Genomic DNA, 17,331 nt, shown 5'->3' on the forward strand with positions numbered 1-17,331 from the left:
TAAACATCGTTCGATTGCTGGTTTTTTAGCAGGCGTATTTTCTTCACTATGTGCGTATCAACTTTGCCAAAAGAATAAGCCTAAAATTCATGTGATTAAATCTTTGGCTTATCCGTAACTGGGGTTAATTAATAAAAGTTTACAAGTTATATTTACTATTTATTAATTTAGCTAAATTCTTTCGTATCCCTGAGCCATATTTACTTTTCAGTATTGATGTATTATCAACTCTTTCATTCTCAATCAAACTTAAACTTTTATTACCCTCTCCTTTCTCAACAACTGGGTGATCAACAAGATAAGTCATTAAAATGTTAGAAGAAGTGTCAAAATCATATAGATAACTCCAATCATCTGCACGTCTAACTGGCTTATGATATTCCAATAAAGTTTTCGCCATTTTTCGATCTACGATATAAGATACTGTATAATTTACTCGATGATAAAAATCAGGAACCACCTTTAAAACTTTTTTATTTAATAGACTAAATTCGCAAAATTTCCCTCTAACTTTACGGCATTCTTTCATTTGAATACCACCAATACTTAATAGCAAATTTTTAGGCAAATCTATCTTGCTTAATCCGTCACTCAGCATTTGATATGAAAGATCATTTTTCAAAATAGCATCATCTTCTAAAATTAATGCAAACTCATCACTCGTTTCCAAGAACCTCTTTAATGCTGCCAAATGTGATAAGGTACAGCCTAACTCACCTGGTGTTAATGGCTTATCACGCCCTTTAACAGCTAATTCAAAATATTCTTTTGCGGAAAGTTCTCCCCCCTTCACCCCAACTTTTGTATATTCTAAATTTCCATTCTGAAAAAAAGACTGACATAAAAATGTATTTAGTCTTAGAGAGTTTTCTTCTTCGATACTAATAACAAAAACTTTCATACATATAAGCCAATACTGTATTGCTGAACATAATATCTAATGTAGAATTAGATAGATAGTCTTATATATCCAATTTTTATGATGCGTACAATTTTAAAGAAATGGTATAAATTTCAACAAAACCAACAAGCAAAAAAATTTAATTCGCACTGGTATATGCGTTTTGGTTGGTTAGACGAATCCTTTAACAATCAAAAACAGCTAAAAGATCTTTTTGAAATTCATTCACCTCAAAAATTCACTTTTGCTGATTGTTTTTATGCACAAGAGAATAATCAACACTTTATATTTTTTGAAGAAGTAGATGATGTTCATCCCGTGGGCTTTTTATCAGTCTTAGAAGTTTTTAAAGATGGAAGCTACTCAAAGCCACAAACTATTTTAAAATTGGACTATCACCTATCTTATCCTTGTGTATTTAAGGTAGAAAATAACTGGTACATGATTCCTGAAACCAGTGCTAATAAAACTATTGAACTATGGAAATGTACTGATTTCCCTCTCAAATGGGAAAAACATTCAAACTTATTTGAAAATATTGATGCTGTAGATACCACTCCTCTTCATCATGACGGGATGTGGTATTTATTGACGTCCACACGTAGAAACTGCAAAAAATTTGGTGACCGTTTAGATATTTTCTTTACTGAAAATATTTTAAATCCTAACTGGCAAGAACACCCACAAAATCCAGTCTGCAAAGGTCATCAGCAACTCAGAATGGCTGGGAAGCCTTTTATTTATAAAAACAAGCTTGTACGTCCTAGTCAAGATTCATTAAAACGTTATGGTGGTAATATTGAATTCAAAGAAATTCTTGAACTTAGCCCAACCTCATATAAAGAGCAACTTTTAGAAGTTGTTTTACCCACATGGAATAATAACGATGATGGTTGCCATACAATAAATGTTGAACATAATTTTGTAGTTTTAGATGCAATACGCTTATCAGTTAAAAAGTAAATAAGACCAAAACAACTATTTTAGCAAATGCTCATAAATATTGAGCGTTTGCTGTGCCATGGCTGTAACAGTTAACTCTTGCTTTGCTTTCATAAATAAAGGAGAAAAGTCCGCTTGTGCTTGTACAGTTAAAGCATTTTCTATTGCTTGTTGTAACTCTTTCGCTTGTCCTATATTTGCAAGATATGGCTCTGGCAACCATTCAATAACACCATTTACACGAGTAGATGCCATCGTTTTATTTGCTTGTAAAGCTTCAACCATCACTAATGGAAATCCTTCACGATCCGAGGACAATACAACAACATCAGCGATTTGGATTAAATCACGAGCATCTGTCCTAAAACCTAAAAAAGCAACACGATCTAGCATTTTTTGTGCTGCTGTTTGTTGCTCTAAATCTGAACGTAATGACCCATTACCAACAATAAAAAGATGTGCATCTATATTAGACATTGCGTCAAGCAGTAAACTTATATTTTTTACAGGCTCTAAACGTCCAATACACATTACTATTTTTTTAGAAGAATTTAATAAAGAATATTGAGTATAAATTTCAGATTTTAGTTGTTGTTTTTGCTCGTCAGATAAATTTGGTTGTGTATATACCCCATTATAAACCACATATGCTTTTTCACTAGGAATTTCTTGCGTTAAAGCCTGACTTACTGCAATAACGGCATCTGCAAAAGTATAAATTGATTTGTTCTTTTTCGTACCATGGACTGTTGTTACAAATTTAACAGGTTTTAGCCATGTTCTTATTTTAGAGACCAATTCAGCAGCTTTTCCTGCTTGTGCATGTACAATATCTGGCTGAATTTTATTAATAATAGATTTTAGCTGGCAAAGTAAAAATATATTCCAACGACTACGAGAAAAATCTACAGCATGAAAACATACATGCGCATTAAATTTATCCGCGTAGCAAGGGTGTGCAATAATATGTACTTCATGTTGCTGAGATAATTCATTAACCAAGTTAAAAGTGTGTTGTTCTAAACCACCAACACCACCACTTGTTGCCAAAACTTGAACAATCTTCATAGATTATCCTGTTTATTTTTCATTTTTTGATGTTGCTCAAATAATTTAGCTTCCTTTAAAAATGCATAAAAAGCATTTACCATGCTGTTTACAAAGCCTCTCCACCCATTTAAGCAGCTACGTCTAATAAAATAAGACTTTAGAAAAGTAAGAGGCATAACTAAAATCAACTTTAATAAACTCGGCACTTTGCCTTTTTGGTATTTTTCTTGTGCTTTTAATTCAGAATATTGATTATTTTTTTCAACTTTAACAAAAATACTTGATTCACCATAATGGTAAATATCACCTTCTGCACGAACACTCTGACCATCTACAATCACATTTTCATGCACTTTATTTTCTAAGTCATATCGCCCTTTAGATTTACGAAAAAAACGTACCTTGGCATGCTTTTTTGTATGTTTACTATTGGGAACACCTAAAAACACATCGTTAATTGGTGTAATTAAAGCATCCAATTGATTACTTTGTATCGTTTGCTCAATTTCAGCTTTTAATTCAGAAGATAAAACTTCATCACCATCTAAATTTAAAACCCAATCATTTTTACATTGCGCCAAAGCTAAGCTTTTTTGACCAGCATAGCCCTGCCAATCTTGGTGAGAAATTCGCGTATTGGGAAATGATTCTGCAATAGCATAAGTATGATCTGTACTGCCTGAGTCTAAAATAATGACCTCAGAAAAGTCTTTTACACTTTCCAGTGTACTTTCAAGCCATTCAGCACAATTTAAGGTTACGATATAAACACTACACGGAATCATAATTTATAACGTCCTTTGGCTAAAGCAATACGCATTTGTAAAGCATTCATTGCGCCATGCGTACTGACACGTGGAATATTAAATTGATTAGTTTCTGTATAAGCTTCTACTTTTTTACGTGTAGATACGGCATTTTTAAAACCAATTTTTTTTGCCATTTGTTGATGTTTCTCATTAAAACGCCCAAATGGATAAGCAAAGCTTGGACATTTCCCTACTAAAGCTTCTACATCTTTTTTTGATGCCTGCATTTCTGCAAATGCTTCCTCATCAGATAATTTCAGCAAATTTACATGATGCTGAGTATGTGCACCAAACTCAATTAAGCCAGAAGCTGACATTTCTTGAATTTGTGCTGTATCTAACTTCTCAATACCTTCAATTTGTGTTGCTAAATAAATTGTTGCCTTCGCATTATATTTTTTGAGTAAAGGAAATGCATATTGGTAGTTATCCTGAAAGCCATCATCAAATGACAGGGCAAAAACATTACTCTGCCCCTCATACTGGTCAAGTTCGGAAACGAAACAAAAAACAGCCTGTTTTTTTACCAAATACTGCAACAACTGTTCAAATTTAGCCGGTGGCATATTCATACCTGAAGCTTCTGCATGGGGAGTTACTTGATGCAACATCACAATACGTGGCAATTTTGCACTGCGTAATGGTAACCAAAAGGTATAATTACCCAATAAGTAAAGTATTGCAGCAAAAACAATTAAACCAAGTACCACATAAACAAACCACATTAGATATACACCTCATATGCCCACTCATATGCTTCAGATAACGGCTGATCAAAAGTAACTTCAAGCATAAATTGAGTAATACGTTTAGCATTAAAACTATGACGCGTTTTGCTCCAACCCAATTCTGCAATTTTTCTTGCCTCATCAGGATGATCTGCATAGTACTTAATTTTTTCAGCTAAATCATTTTGGTCGTTAAAATAGACAATTTCTTGTTCACTATACAGTTTTTCAAAATCAGGGATACGAGGGCTAAAAGTCAACAGGCCATTACCCGTTAACTGCACAATACGATCTGAACTGTATAAAGTTACATCGTTTTTACGTGAATAATTTAACCCCATACGCGCTTCTGAAAGCACTTTATAATAACCTTTTCCATACACGCCAGCTTGCTCAAAACAACCATAATATTGGTATTTCAATGAATGTGCTTGGAGAGTATTTGCCAAGTCTTTCAAAAATTTTTCACGTTCTGGTTCTTTATAAACAACACCACAGAATATAAATTCTTTATCAATATTTGTAGATTCAAATTGTTTTAGTATTTCAACATTTGAATGCCCGACGTTAGGAAAATAAGCTACTTTTAAATTTGGCTGTTTCAATTTTTGAAGATATTCTCCACCAGTCGTACAAAAAATAGCATCTAAATATGGAGAAAATTCACGAACAAAACCAAGTTTTTGCTCCAAATACAAAGGATCAACATACCAAAATGCAATTTTTGTCTTTGGGAATTGTTGCTTTATCTCTTTTAACACCGTTGGACTCATTAAATCGCTATGTCCAATCAAAACTAGATCTGGTTCTAAATTAGAAACTATTTTAAGAACTTCTTTATTTGCCCAATTTGCCCCTAATTTTTTTGTTTTAAAAATAGTTCCCATTCTAGCCATATCACGAAAACTAAAGTCATATACAAAATGACCATTTTCAATCAAACCCGCAGAAATCTTACGGTCTGTACAATAAAAATGAGCACCTTGTTTGTTGAATCCAAAATTCGCAATATGTAATATTTTCATAAATCACTCAAGAAACAAATGAATGTTCCATTTATAGATTGGTATATTTTAATCGTTGTTAAAAAAGAATAATAGGATATAAGCTAGTCCATCATAACAATTTAAACAACTACAACTCATTTAACTAGCATCCTATTCGCCACACGCTCTGCTTCTTTAAAAGCAGTCGTAGAATATAATTCAGCAATTTGTCTAGCATTCGATACAAGTTTTTGATCAAGCAAATGCTGTACCGAACGGGTGATACGATCCTCTTTCACTCGATCTATCTGAATAAGCCCTACTTTACAACCTGCGGTGAGGGCCTCGTATATCATAGACACACTATCTTCAGTCACCCATACCGCTTCCGCTTTTTGCATCTCTTCAAAAATCCAACCCTGCGGCGTTTCTTCAACTGGAAAAATTTGTAGTCGTGAAGCAAAACTTTGCTGAGCCAATGTCGCTAAAAAATCAGCAGGTGTACGCCTAGAACTCGTCAAAATAATGTCACACTGCATATTCTGCTGCACGATCTGCCCAATCGCAGACAACACCTTATCTGCATTCCAAAGATGCCGTTTAGATGAACCACCTAATGCGATCAAAATACGGTTTGGAATGTGTCGCTGCTCATTTTCAATTGGATTCAGCGCACCTTGTGTAACAATCACATTTGCCTGCTCTGGCACACCATCATGTTCAGGAATAACCACATGATCAAACCAAGATAATGGAAAATTGGGTTTCATTAAAATGACAGTTTTTGCACATGGAAAAACTTTACCCATCAAGAAAACACGTAATTGCGTATGACTGCCTACCCCAAAAATGTAATCTGGTTGCTGCGATACAGCCGCATGTTTTTGTTTTTTATATGCGGTCAATAAACTCAACAGTGGTAAATGATCAATTGAAATTTCTTCAAAAGTCAGATCAATATTTGTTTGCTTTTGCATTGCCTTAAAAAGACCCAATGCTTGAGAGCGATGACCTGCCTTACCATCGCTCACATATAAAATATGCATATTCACCCACCAGATCTAAAGCACGAATAGCATCATTTTACTAGATCAAAGCATTTAAAGTAAGCAAAGCTACATATCCTCAATGACTCGAAATATAAACTTCATTGAACTGTCACAGGGCTTGAATCCGCCTTTTCAGATTCAATGAGTAATTGAACCGCTCTTTCTCTAATTTCGGGAGTATAGTTTGGTTTTTTCATCGGAATAGTCTCTCAGAATATTGAGTCTCCGACAAACCCGGTACGGTTCAAATTGCCTTAATAGATTGACCTTGTTGATGAAGTATTTGGATTGTCACTGCTTGCTCCAAAGTTAACATGTTGAGCAGTCCAAAAAGACCACTATATTAACCAAGGGGGTCAATTTTCAAATGCTGTTGGGGGGTCATTTTTACATTGCCGCTAACAGTAAATTCCATGAACTGCATGTGACCGGGAAAAGTCAGGTCGCTGAACAGGCATTAGTGCTGATTCAGAAACTGTATGCCATAGAAGCAGAACTCAGGAAAAAGACCGATGGTACAGCGGAAGACCGCCGCGAATACCGACAACAGCATAGCCAACCGGTGATGCAACAACTATATGAATGGCTCAACCAACATCATCTGACGGTGCCATCGAGTTCTCCCACCGCCAAGGTCATCAATTACACTCTGAAGCGTTGGCCAGCTTTAATTCGCTATTTGGATGATGGCAATCTACCGATTTGCAATAATTGGGTAGAGAATCAAATGCGACCTTGGGCCTTAGGGCGCAAGAACTGGCTGTTTGCTGGCTCGCTGCGCAGCGGCCAGCGAGCGGCGAATATCATGACTTTAATCCAGTCAGCAAAGCTGAATGGCTTGGATCCGTATGCCTATTTAAGTGATGTGCTGAAAAGGCTGCCGACGCATAAAGCGACCCAAATAGAAGAATTACGCCACATCGCTGGAAATCCAACTCAAATTAAAAAATAGGCATGGGGTTCAGCGGACGCTTACAGCGCAAGGAGTGAAAACACAGTTCTGAGCGAAGCGCAAGGCACGTAACATCCTTTACTTCACTCATAAAAAAACCCTTATATACAATAAGGGTTTTTTAAAGATTAAACTAAAACTTAGTTTTTCTCTTTGTCTACGATTTTGTTTGCTTGGATCCAAGGCATCATCGCACGTAACTTGTTACCCGTTACTTCAATACCGTGAGCCGCGTTTTGACGACGACGAGCAGTCATTGATGGGTAGTTCAACGCACCTTCTTGGATGAACATTTTCGCATATTCACCAGATTGAATACGTTTAAGTGCATTGCGCATTGCTTCACGTGATTGTTCGTTAATCACTTCAGTACCCGTTACATACTCGCCATATTCAGCGTTGTTAGATACTGAATAGTTCATGTCAGCGATACCGCCTTCGAACATCAAGTCAACGATCAATTTAAGCTCGTGTAAGCATTCGAAGTAAGCCATTTCTGGTGCATAACCAGCTTCAACAAGAGTTTCGAAGCCCATTTTAACCAATTCAACAGCACCACCACAAAGAACTGCTTGCTCACCAAATAAGTCAGTTTCAGTTTCTTCACGGAAAGAAGTTTCGATGATACCTGTACGACCACCACCTACACCTGAAGCGTAAGAAAGTGCAACGTTACGTGCATTACCAGAAGCATCTTGATGAATCGCGATAAGATCAGGAACACCTGAACCACGTTGGAATTCAGAACGTACAGTGTGACCAGGTGCTTTAGGTGCAACCATGATTACATCTAAGTCTGCACGTGGAACAACTTGGTTATAAAGTACAGAGAAGCCGTGAGCAAATGCTAAAGTTGCGCCTTGCTTGATGTTTGGCTCAATCACGTCACGATAAAGTTGTGATTGGAACTCATCTGGAGTCAAAATCATAACTAAGTCAGCTTGAGCAACAGCAGCAGGAACTTCAGAAACTTTAAGACCCGAATTTTCAGCTTTTTTCCAAGAAGCAGAACCAGCACGTAAACCTACAGTTACGTCTACGCCAGAATCTTTAAGGTTAAGCGCGTGTGCGTGACCTTGTGAACCATAACCAATGATTGCTACTTTCTTAGACTGGATGATAGATAAGTCGCAGTCTTTATCGTAAAAAATTTGCATTGCTGTCTCCGCTAAAATGCTTAGGATTCCTATCTTACTCAAGTACTTGTCTATTCAGTACTTGAGTAAGCTCTCCATCCTTTGAGATGGAATGAATTCGATGAGTAAAATTAACTATGAAATTTAGTTAAATGGTTAAAACTTTTTCGCCGCGTGCGATACCTGACACACCTGAACGCACAACTTCTAAAATGGTGTTTTCAGCAATCGCGTCAATAAAACCATCTAGTTTTTCAGTTGTACCCGCAAGCTGCACCGTATAAGTCGTTGGTGTGACATCCACAATTTGTCCGCGGAAGATGTCTGCAGTACGTTTGATTTCAGCACGTGCAGCACCCGATGCTTTGACTTTAATCAGCATCAATTCGCGTTCAATATGCGGGCCTTCTGACAGGTCGACCACTTTAACCACTTCAACCAATTTATTCAGTTGTTTGGTGATTTGCTCAATTTTATGATCATCACCATAAGTTGTAAGCGTTAAACGTGAAAGTGTTGGGTCTTCGGTTGGCGCAACGTTTAAAGTCTCAATGTTATAACCACGTTGAGAGAATAAACCCACTAAACGAGAAAGCGCACCTGATTCGTTTTCAACGAGAACGGAAATAATGTGTCTCATTCTGTGCGCTCCCCTTTACCTAACCACATATCTTTCATGGATTGACCCGCAATTTGCATCGGATAAACGTGCTCTGTACGGTCAACCATTACGTTAATGAATACGCATTTGTCATTAATCGCCATCGCTTCTGCAAGCTTAGACTCAAGCTCATCGGCATGGTTAATTTGAATACCAACGTGACCATAAGCTTCCATCAATTTAGGGAAGTCAGGCAATGAGTCAACATAAGAACTTGAGTGACGACCTTCATAATTCATATCTTGCCATTGTTTAACCATACCTAAAGCTTGGTTATTCAAGCATAAGATCTTAACGTTTAAACCATATTGCTTACAGGTAGAAAGCTCTTGGATACACATCTGAATCGATGCTTCACCCGTGATACATACAACCTGTTGATCTGGATAAGCCAGTTTAGCCGCCATAGCATACGGTAAACCTACACCCATAGTACCTAGACCACCAGAGTTCAACCATTGACGTGGACGCTTGTACTTATAGTAGTTCGCGCCAAACATTTGGTGCTGACCTACGTCAGAAGTAATGATCGCATCACCATTGGTCACTTTGTCTAAAGCTTCAACTACTTGTTGCGGCTTCATCGTGCCATCGGTTGGTTTGTCATATTTCAAACCATGAACTTTACGCCATTCATTGATCTGATTCCACCATGCAGCAATCGCTTCAGGGTTTGGCTTGGACACATTTAATTGCTTCAATTGAACCAACATTTCCTGAAGTACAGGTTCAACCGCACCTACAATTGGAATGTGCGCCATGATAGTTTTTGAAATGGTCGCAGGGTCAATGTCAATATGAATGACTTTGGCATTTGGACAGAATTTTGCAGGGTTATTGGTTACACGGTCATCAAAACGCGCACCAATACATAAAATCACATCAGCATTATGCATGGTCATGTTGGCTTCATAAGTACCATGCATGCCCAACATACCAATAAATTGTGGATCATTACCTGGGAACGCGCCCAAGCCCATCAATGTATTGGTTACAGGGAAACCCAAGATGTGTGCAAGCTCAGTCAATTGCTCAGAAGCATTACCCTGAACAACACCACCGCCTGAATAAATCACAGGACGTTTGGCATTTAATAGCTCATCAATTGCTTTGCGAATTTGACCTGAGTGACCACGATGCGGCGGTTGATACGAACGCATCTTCACTTTTTCTGGGTATTCGTAAGCAAATTTTTCTGCTGGGTTGGTTGCATCCTTAGGAATATCAACCACCACAGGACCAGGACGACCTGAAGATGCAATATAGAATGCCTTCTTAATCACTGAAGGAATTTCGCTTGCATGACGCACTTGGAAACTGTGTTTTACAATCGGACGTGAAATACCCACCATATCGGTTTCTTGGAAGGCATCTTCACCAATTAAGTGTGTTGCAACCTGACCTGACAAAATCACCATTGGGATTGAGTCCATATAAGCCGTTGCAATTGGAGTTACCGTGTTGGTTGCACCAGGACCTGAAGTCACCAGCACCACACCAGTTTTACCTGTTACGCGCGAGTAGGCATCTGCCATATGACCAGCAGCTTGCTCATGGCGCACAAGGTAATGATTAATTTTGTCTTGTTGAAAGAACGCATCGTAAATATGAAGTACTGCGCCGCCTGGGTATCCAAAAACATGCTCAACGCCTTCGTCCGCCAATGCGCGAACGAGCATTTCACCACCAGATAAAAGTTCCAACGTGATTCACCCTAGTCTTGTCACTGCAAAATGGGAGACACCTGCAGTGTTTTGTTCATTAATTCCTGCACTGTTATAGCACACATATTTCATAGTTTTCATGGCAATAGGAAAAATTTCTGATCTGATTACCGTATAAGCAATATGAGATCTAAAACGTGTTGGGGTAAACACATTTTATAAGCTTTGTTCAGCTTCTCGGCTAGAGAAGTTGCCCATTGCATGACATGACACTTATTCGAAGGGTGATCGATCTAAGGCACATAAAACTAAAGTGTGCATTTTTGTAGTTTACCCGACTAAAGTCAAGTTTAAAAATCGGCTTTTTTTGCTTTATTTATAAACTGGGTATTTTTTGCGCTTTGTGTCATCCATCACAATTTAATCCAAAGTCTAATATTTCCATATAAAACAAATAATTTCAGACATTTGCTGAATTTTTTATAATTTTTTCATATCACATACATAAAAATAAAGAATGAATTAAAAAATATATAAATCGCTTGGTTATGATTCGCCAACGCATTTCAGCTTATTTTAACTCGCAAATAGGCAAGCCAATGCTCCAATTTTAAATAGGCACTATTGCCGGTAAAAATCATCGAAAAATTGTCAACAAACCCTAGCTTCACGGGGAATTATTGCTAAAATTTAGCCAACATGATTATTGTAATTGATTTTCTGCCATTACACTCTTTTTTGCTCAGGACTTCCAAACATGAAAACGCCAATGATCCGCTTGAGTTGTCTTTCTGCAAGCTTGATTTTAATTTTTGCCACCAGTGCCGTTTCTGCAAAACAATATTACAAGTGGGTCGATGTAAATGGCTCAACCCATTACACCACGACACCGCCGCCAAAAACTGCCAAGAAAAAAGGTAAAGTCGATACCTATGGCTGGAGAAACTCAGCACCGACTGTTGCCACTCCTGCAAATCCTGCTGACAACCCTGCACCTACTGCTGCAAATGCAACAAACCAACAAGCGACACCAACCGCAAATCATCCTGCAGGAAATCCAGCTATGGATCAGCAACAACGTGAAGCCAATGCAGCTTTAAATCAGGCACAACAAGAACGTGCCAACCCACAAGTTTTTTAAGTTTTAAGCCACAAAGTGCGACTCGCTTAAATTTTCCTGCACAATCCAACGCGCAAAATTCAATTTAGCTGCATTTTGCGCTATGCTGTGTGACACACTTTTTTTAACCGTTTATTCCTGATTTAACCTTATGACTACTCACATTGACCCTGAATATCAAGCCAGTGCGATTGAACCCCAAGTCCAAAGCGACTGGGAATCTCGTAAAGCCTTTAAAGTTGCCGACACAGTCGAAGGTCCACATCGTTATATCCTCTCGATGTTCCCTTACCCAAGCGGCAAACTGCACATGGGTCACGTGCGTAACTACACCATTGGTGATGTAATTAGCCGTTTTCACCGTTTAAAAGGTGAAACAGTCTTACAACCTATGGGTTGGGATGCTTTTGGTTTACCTGCTGAAAACGCAGCTATTGCCCATCAGGTTGCACCTGCTAAATGGACCTTTGAAAATATCGCCTACATGCGTGACCAATTGAAAAAATTGGGTTTGGCGGTAGATTGGGATCGTGAATTTGCCACCTGTACCCCAGAGTATTATCACTGGGAACAATGGTTATTCGTGCAACTGTATAAAAAAGGGTTAATTTATCGCAAACTCTCGACAGTAAACTGGGATCCTGTCGATCAGACTGTTTTAGCCAACGAACAGGTCGAAAATGGTCGTGGCTGGCGTTCAGGTGCATTGGTAGAAAAACGTGATATTCCAATGTACTACTTCCGTATTACCGATTACGCCCAAGAGTTACTCGACGATTTAGAAACTTTAAAAGATGGCTGGCCACAGCAAGTCTTGACCATGCAACGCAACTGGATTGGGCGTTCGCAAGGGATGGAAATCACATTCCCATCGGCAAATCCTGAAATTTATGCAGATGGTCTGACTGTATTTACAACGCGTGCTGACACGTTAATGGGTGCAACTTATGTGGCTGTTGCTGCAGAACATCCAATGGCGTTAAAAGCAGCAGAAAATAATGCACAATTAAAAGCCTTTATTGAAGAATGCCGCATGGGTTCTGTGGCAGAAGCTGACCTTGCCACTGCCGAGAAAAAAGGCATGGCGACTGGCTTATTTGTGAAGCATCCAGTAACAGGTAAAGAATTACCTGTGTGGATTGCCAACTATGTGTTGATGTCTTACGGTTCTGGCGCGGTGATGGCTGTACCTTCACACGATGAGCGTGATTTTGAGTTTGCCAATAAATTCCAATTGCCAATTATTCAGGTGATTGATGCCAAAGGTGCAGACGATGCGGACTTTGACACAACCCAATGGCAAGAGTGGTACGGTTCTAAAGAAGGTAAACTGGTCAACTCAGGCGAATTTGATGGTTTAGATTTCCAAGCGGCTTTTGATGCACTTTTAGCGAAATTAGAGCCACAAGGTTTAGCCAACGTAAAAGTACAATTCCGTTTACGTGACTGGGGTGTTTCACGCCAACGTTACTGGGGTTGTCCAATTCCAATGATCAACTGTGAAAAATGTGGACAAGTTCCAGTTCCAGAAGATCAGCTTCCTGTCATTTTACCTACTGATGTTGTGCCAGATGGCTCAGGCAACCCGTTAAATAAAATGCCTGAATTCTATCAAACCACTTGCCCTTGCTGTGGTGGCGAAGCACGTCGTGAAACCGATACCTTAGATACTTTTGTAGAGTCATCTTGGTATTACGCACGCTATGCATCTCCAGACTTTACTGGCGGTATGGTCAAACCAGAAGCTGCGCAAACTTGGTTACCAGTTAATCAATATATTGGTGGTGTAGAACACGCCATCTTGCACTTATTGTACGCGCGTTTCTTCCACAAACTTATGCGTGATGAAGGCGTGGTACAAGGCAATGAGCCATTTACCAACTTGCTGACTCAAGGCATGGTCTTGGCTGACACCTTCTACCGCGAAGCAGAAAGCGGCAAGAAAACTTGGTTTAACCCTGCCGATATCGAGCTTGAAAAAGACGAAAAAGGTCGCGTTCTTTCGGCTAAATACATAGGCGATGGTCAAGCGGTGATTGTTGGTGGTCAGGAAAAAATGTCGAAATCGAAAAATAACGGTATCGACCCACAAGCCATTATTGACCAATACGGCGCAGATACTGCACGTGTATTTATGATGTTCGCTGCACCACCAGATCAGTCTTTAGAATGGTCAGATGCAGGCGTTGAAGGTGCGAACCGCTTCTTAAAACGTGTTTGGCGTTTGGCGGCAGGTTTCCTTGAAAAAGGCAGCAATGCAACTGCAATTGACAGCAGCAAACTTGCTACAGCAGCACAAGACTTACGTCGCAAAACCCATGAAACCATTCAAAAAGTGGGCGATGATATTGAGCGTCGTCATGCGTTCAACACTGCAATTGCAGCATTGATGGAACTCTTGAATGCTTGCAACAAGTTTGAAGCACAGAATGAACAAGACCTTGCGGTTGAACGCGAAGCAATTGTGACGTTATTGACCTTGCTTGCGCCATTTGCACCACACTTGAGCCAAACCTTGTTGGCAGAGTTCGGAATTGAATTAACCTCCACCCTATTCCCTGTGGTCGATGAGTCTGCATTAACCCGCAATACTCAAACGATTGTGGTGCAGGTAAATGGTAAATTACGCGGCAAGCTTGATGTAGCGGTAGATGCATCTAAAGAAGACATTCTTGCACTTGCCAAAGCCTTACCAGAAGTACAACCATTCTTGACTGGGCCAACCAAGAAAGAAATTGTGGTACCGAATAAGCTAGTGAATTTGGTGGTTTAAGTGCTTTTAAACCTCCCTTTTTTAAAGGGAGGTTTGGAGGGATTTTATAAAACAATCCCCCTAAACCCTCCTACAAAAAAGGAATTAAAACAATTTCCAAACAAAGCCCGTTGTCAGTCAACGAGCTTTGCACCTACAATCAAGATATTCTCAACTTCCGCTTTTAAACTTTCAAGAATATTACAGAGGACAGCACATGCACTTTAGCCAACGTCTAGCAGTCATTGTTTTAACTTGTGGACTCAGTGCTAGCTTAGTCGGCTGCGGTTTTCATCTTAAAGGCACCAATCCAAGCATTGCACCTGTGGCTTATTCAAAAATGAGTCTGGCTTTACCAAGCAATGCTGAAGAATTAGAAGAAAAACTTTCCATTCACATGGGTACAGCGGGCGTACAACTCAGCAATGACCCTAATGCCTATGTACTGCGTGTACTTGACTATACGCCACGTCGCTTGGAATTGAATGGCAAACTGGTAGAAACCTTATTGCGTTTGAGTGTGACTTTCCGTATTGAAGATGCGCAAGGCAACCCGATCACCGAACCTCGTACCGTCATGGCAACGCGCAGTTATCAATACGATGTCGCAACTGTGAATACCGATGATCAGGAACAAAAATTCTTAAAAGAAGTCATTATTGATGATGTAGCACAGCAAATTGTGCGTCAAATTTCATCTAATCGTTTACCTTTGGTCAACCCACCTGTGTATTCAAACCCTAAATAAGTTTTCGAGTGCGAATTTTTTATGAAACTTGACTATCTACAAGCCCTCAAACGTGTCGATGAAGCACGTGGCGTATGGATTTTGCATGGTCAAGAACCCTTACTCGAACAAAACTTGCTGGATGCTTTTCGTGCCAGTTGGCAAAAACAGGATATTGAACGTCAGCGTTATGATTTAAATAGCGTTAGCGATTGGAAAAATGTATTCAATGCCTTAAACAGTCTGTCACTGTTTTCGAGTCAATTGGCGGTTGAAGTACACGGCAATATCAAGCCCGATGCCAGCACACTAAAACAACTGAAAAGTTATATTCAGCACAATGAACAAAACTTGCTGTTGGTAGTGATGCCAAAACAGGACAGCAATAGCCTGAAATCCAGTTTTTTTCAGTTGATTGATGCCAATGGGGTCAATGTTGCACTCACGGCGAATTATCCTAAAGATCGGCAGCAGATTTTAGGTTTGGAAGCAGAAAAGCTTGGCATCCAATTGGGACATGATGCGTGGCAATGGTTGGAACAACATCATGAACACAACCTTTTGGCTGCCAAAAATAGCTTAATGCGGGTCAGTGACACCTTTCCTGAAATTCAGCAGATTCAGATTGAACATTTACATGCCTGTTTACAAGATCAATCCCGTTATAGCACTTATGATTTAAATGATGCTTTACTGACGGGAAATCTAGCGCAAGCTATGAAAATTTTTCAATACCTCATGGCTTCGGGTGAAGCCATGAGTTTAATTTTGTGGAGCATCAGCAAAGAAATGCGCCTGCTGATGCAATTATTTGAACAACCACAAAATGCTTTGCAACTGGGTATCTGGAAAAACAAAGTCAGTGTTTATCAGCAAGCTTTGCGACGTTTAAATCCAAATAGTTTCTTGCAATGGCCCGCCCTATTATTGCGTATTGATGCCGCCATCAAAGGGATGTCCAAGGAAAACCCTGAACATTTGGTGCTACAAGCCATTACAGAACTCTGTGGTAAAACGCTGTTTGCTTCTCACTCGGCTTAATTAAGCAGACTTCATCAAATAATTTTTAAAATCATCTGCTTTTCAGAGGATTAGCTAAAGAAACGTGCAAACCAACTTTTGCCTTTCTTCTGTTCCTGTGAACGCAAATAATGCAGCATATTGTCGCGTACCGCATCGACATAATCCTGATCATCATGCTGAATATGGTTAATCAACCATTTAGACAACAAACGATACAAATCATGTTCTACCGATTCGCCATTGGCAAAACGCTGACGGCAATCATTCAAACGCTTCACAAAGAGTTCGTGAATACCACGATGTGATGGTAAGTATTGATAATTGACCTGTGACAACAAGTTTTCTTCAAAGCTAAAATGCGATTGCGTATAGTCAATCAAGTCATCCAAGACTTCTTTGATTTGCTCCCGCGCACCTGTCGCCCGAATTTTTTCCAGCGCATTAATATAGTCCAGAATTTGTCGATGTTGATTGTCAATCACATCAATTCCGATATTAAATTTCTCACTCCACTCCATGATTTACCCCTCAGATTTTTTGCTTAAAGTCATGTTTTATTGCATCGTCCCGATGCCGTATTATCCTAATGATTAAATCCATAATTATTTTATGGAATTTAATACTAGCTGCTTTTAATTCTTAAATCCATATAGAAAATAAGGTTTTTAAGCAACTTAGACCATAGTTGTATTTTTCAGCATTTATCATAAAAATTCATAAAATTATCATAGAGATGAAACAAACTACCCCACCTCGTTAACAGATGCTATTTTCACTTTTTTTATGGATGTAATACCGTACTCAGACTGTATTAAATCTAGCTCAAACCAC

General features: G+C 39.0%; 15 protein-coding genes and 2 pseudogenes. 7 read left to right on the plus strand and 10 right to left on the minus strand.

Annotated features, from left to right (window positions below):
- Window positions 1–118: pseudogene (locus tag FTT71_RS11860) on the plus strand (IS982 family transposase); the annotation flags it as partial.
- A 21-nt stretch (window positions 119–139) separates the two neighbouring features.
- Here the strand turns inward: FTT71_RS11860 and FTT71_RS11865 are convergent.
- On the minus strand, window positions 140–901 hold the full coding sequence (locus FTT71_RS11865; RefSeq protein ID WP_180160991.1) for a glycosyltransferase family 25 protein: 762 nt from the start codon (window positions 899–901) through the stop codon (window positions 140–142).
- A 78-nt stretch (window positions 902–979) separates the two neighbouring features.
- Between FTT71_RS11865 and FTT71_RS11870 the strand changes: the two genes are divergently transcribed.
- A complete protein-coding gene (locus tag FTT71_RS11870) occupies window positions 980–1,864 on the plus strand; it encodes a hypothetical protein (RefSeq protein ID WP_180160992.1) in 885 nt (294 codons plus the stop codon).
- Window positions 1,865–1,879: 15 nt separating this feature from the next.
- Here the strand turns inward: FTT71_RS11870 and FTT71_RS11875 are convergent, their stop codons facing one another.
- The 5 genes from FTT71_RS11875 to FTT71_RS11895 all read right to left on the minus strand — a co-directional run bounded on the left by FTT71_RS11875 (window position 1,880) and on the right by FTT71_RS11895 (window position 6,462).
- Complete coding sequence (locus tag FTT71_RS11875; RefSeq protein WP_180160993.1) at window positions 1,880–2,911, minus strand: glycosyltransferase; 1,032 nt, start codon at window positions 2,909–2,911, stop codon at window positions 1,880–1,882.
- Window positions 2,908–3,678 carry a glycosyltransferase family 2 protein gene (locus FTT71_RS11880; protein WP_180160994.1) on the minus strand — a complete coding sequence of 257 codons (771 nt, stop codon included), beginning with the start codon at window positions 3,676–3,678 and terminating at the stop codon, window positions 2,908–2,910. Before FTT71_RS11880 ends, FTT71_RS11875 begins: the two co-directional genes overlap by 4 nt.
- Window positions 3,675–4,427 carry a polysaccharide deacetylase family protein gene (locus FTT71_RS11885; RefSeq protein ID WP_180160995.1) on the minus strand — a complete coding sequence of 251 codons (753 nt, stop codon included), beginning with the start codon at window positions 4,425–4,427 and terminating at the stop codon, window positions 3,675–3,677. Before FTT71_RS11885 ends, FTT71_RS11880 begins: the two co-directional genes overlap by 4 nt.
- The gene (locus tag FTT71_RS11890) at window positions 4,427–5,455 is read right to left on the minus strand and encodes a glycosyltransferase (RefSeq protein ID WP_178318717.1); all 1,029 of its coding nucleotides are present in this window, start codon (window positions 5,453–5,455) and stop codon (window positions 4,427–4,429) included. Before FTT71_RS11890 ends, FTT71_RS11885 begins: the two co-directional genes overlap by 1 nt.
- A 116-nt stretch (window positions 5,456–5,571) precedes the next feature.
- Window positions 5,572–6,462 (minus strand): mitochondrial fission ELM1 family protein, encoded by an 891-nt coding sequence (locus FTT71_RS11895; protein WP_180051772.1) that lies wholly within the window; start codon window positions 6,460–6,462, stop codon window positions 5,572–5,574.
- Between the two features lie 400 nt (window positions 6,463–6,862).
- On the opposite strand from FTT71_RS11895, the pseudogene FTT71_RS11900 reads away from it, so the two are divergent.
- A pseudogene (locus tag FTT71_RS11900) lies at window positions 6,863–7,410 on the plus strand (transposase); the annotation flags it as partial.
- Between the two features lie 147 nt (window positions 7,411–7,557).
- On the opposite strand, the gene ilvC reads toward FTT71_RS11900, so the two are convergent.
- From ilvC to FTT71_RS11915, 3 genes are all read right to left on the minus strand, one after another.
- On the minus strand, window positions 7,558–8,574 hold the full coding sequence (gene ilvC / locus FTT71_RS11905; RefSeq protein WP_004974988.1) for a ketol-acid reductoisomerase: 1,017 nt from the start codon (window positions 8,572–8,574) through the stop codon (window positions 7,558–7,560).
- Window positions 8,575–8,701: 127 nt separating this feature from the next.
- Window positions 8,702–9,193 (minus strand): acetolactate synthase small subunit, encoded by a 492-nt coding sequence (ilvN, locus tag FTT71_RS11910; RefSeq protein ID WP_004974986.1) that lies wholly within the window; start codon window positions 9,191–9,193, stop codon window positions 8,702–8,704.
- Window positions 9,190–10,917, minus strand: a complete 1,728-nt coding sequence (locus FTT71_RS11915; protein WP_096902629.1) for an acetolactate synthase 3 large subunit — start codon at window positions 10,915–10,917, stop codon at window positions 9,190–9,192. The genes ilvN and FTT71_RS11915 overlap by 4 nt, the downstream gene beginning before the upstream one ends.
- Before the next feature lie 730 nt (window positions 10,918–11,647).
- Between FTT71_RS11915 and FTT71_RS11920 the strand changes: the two genes are divergently transcribed.
- The 4 genes from FTT71_RS11920 (at window position 11,648) to holA (ending at window position 16,518) form a co-directional block, all read left to right on the plus strand.
- Window positions 11,648–12,019, plus strand: a complete 372-nt coding sequence (locus FTT71_RS11920; RefSeq protein WP_373685905.1) for a DUF4124 domain-containing protein — start codon at window positions 11,648–11,650, stop codon at window positions 12,017–12,019.
- A gap of 130 nt (window positions 12,020–12,149) precedes the next feature.
- Window positions 12,150–14,771 carry a leucine--tRNA ligase gene (gene leuS / locus FTT71_RS11925; RefSeq protein WP_180009004.1) on the plus strand — a complete coding sequence of 874 codons (2,622 nt, stop codon included), beginning with the start codon at window positions 12,150–12,152 and terminating at the stop codon, window positions 14,769–14,771.
- Between the two features lie 196 nt (window positions 14,772–14,967).
- Window positions 14,968–15,498, plus strand: coding sequence for an LPS assembly lipoprotein LptE (gene lptE / locus FTT71_RS11930; protein WP_180043942.1), 531 nt, complete (start codon window positions 14,968–14,970; stop codon window positions 15,496–15,498).
- A gap of 21 nt (window positions 15,499–15,519) precedes the next feature.
- Window positions 15,520–16,518, plus strand: a complete 999-nt coding sequence (gene holA, locus FTT71_RS11935; RefSeq protein ID WP_154320342.1) for a DNA polymerase III subunit delta — start codon at window positions 15,520–15,522, stop codon at window positions 16,516–16,518.
- A 50-nt stretch (window positions 16,519–16,568) separates the two neighbouring features.
- Here the strand turns inward: holA and FTT71_RS11940 are convergent, their stop codons facing one another.
- On the minus strand, window positions 16,569–17,018 hold the full coding sequence (locus FTT71_RS11940; protein ID WP_004974971.1) for a bacteriohemerythrin: 450 nt from the start codon (window positions 17,016–17,018) through the stop codon (window positions 16,569–16,571).
- Window positions 17,019–17,331 lie beyond the last annotated feature (313 nt).

Origin of the sequence: Acinetobacter sp. YH01004, from assembly GCF_013420455.1 — a bacterium.
In the GTDB taxonomy this organism is placed as follows: domain Bacteria; phylum Pseudomonadota; class Gammaproteobacteria; order Pseudomonadales; family Moraxellaceae; genus Acinetobacter; species Acinetobacter towneri.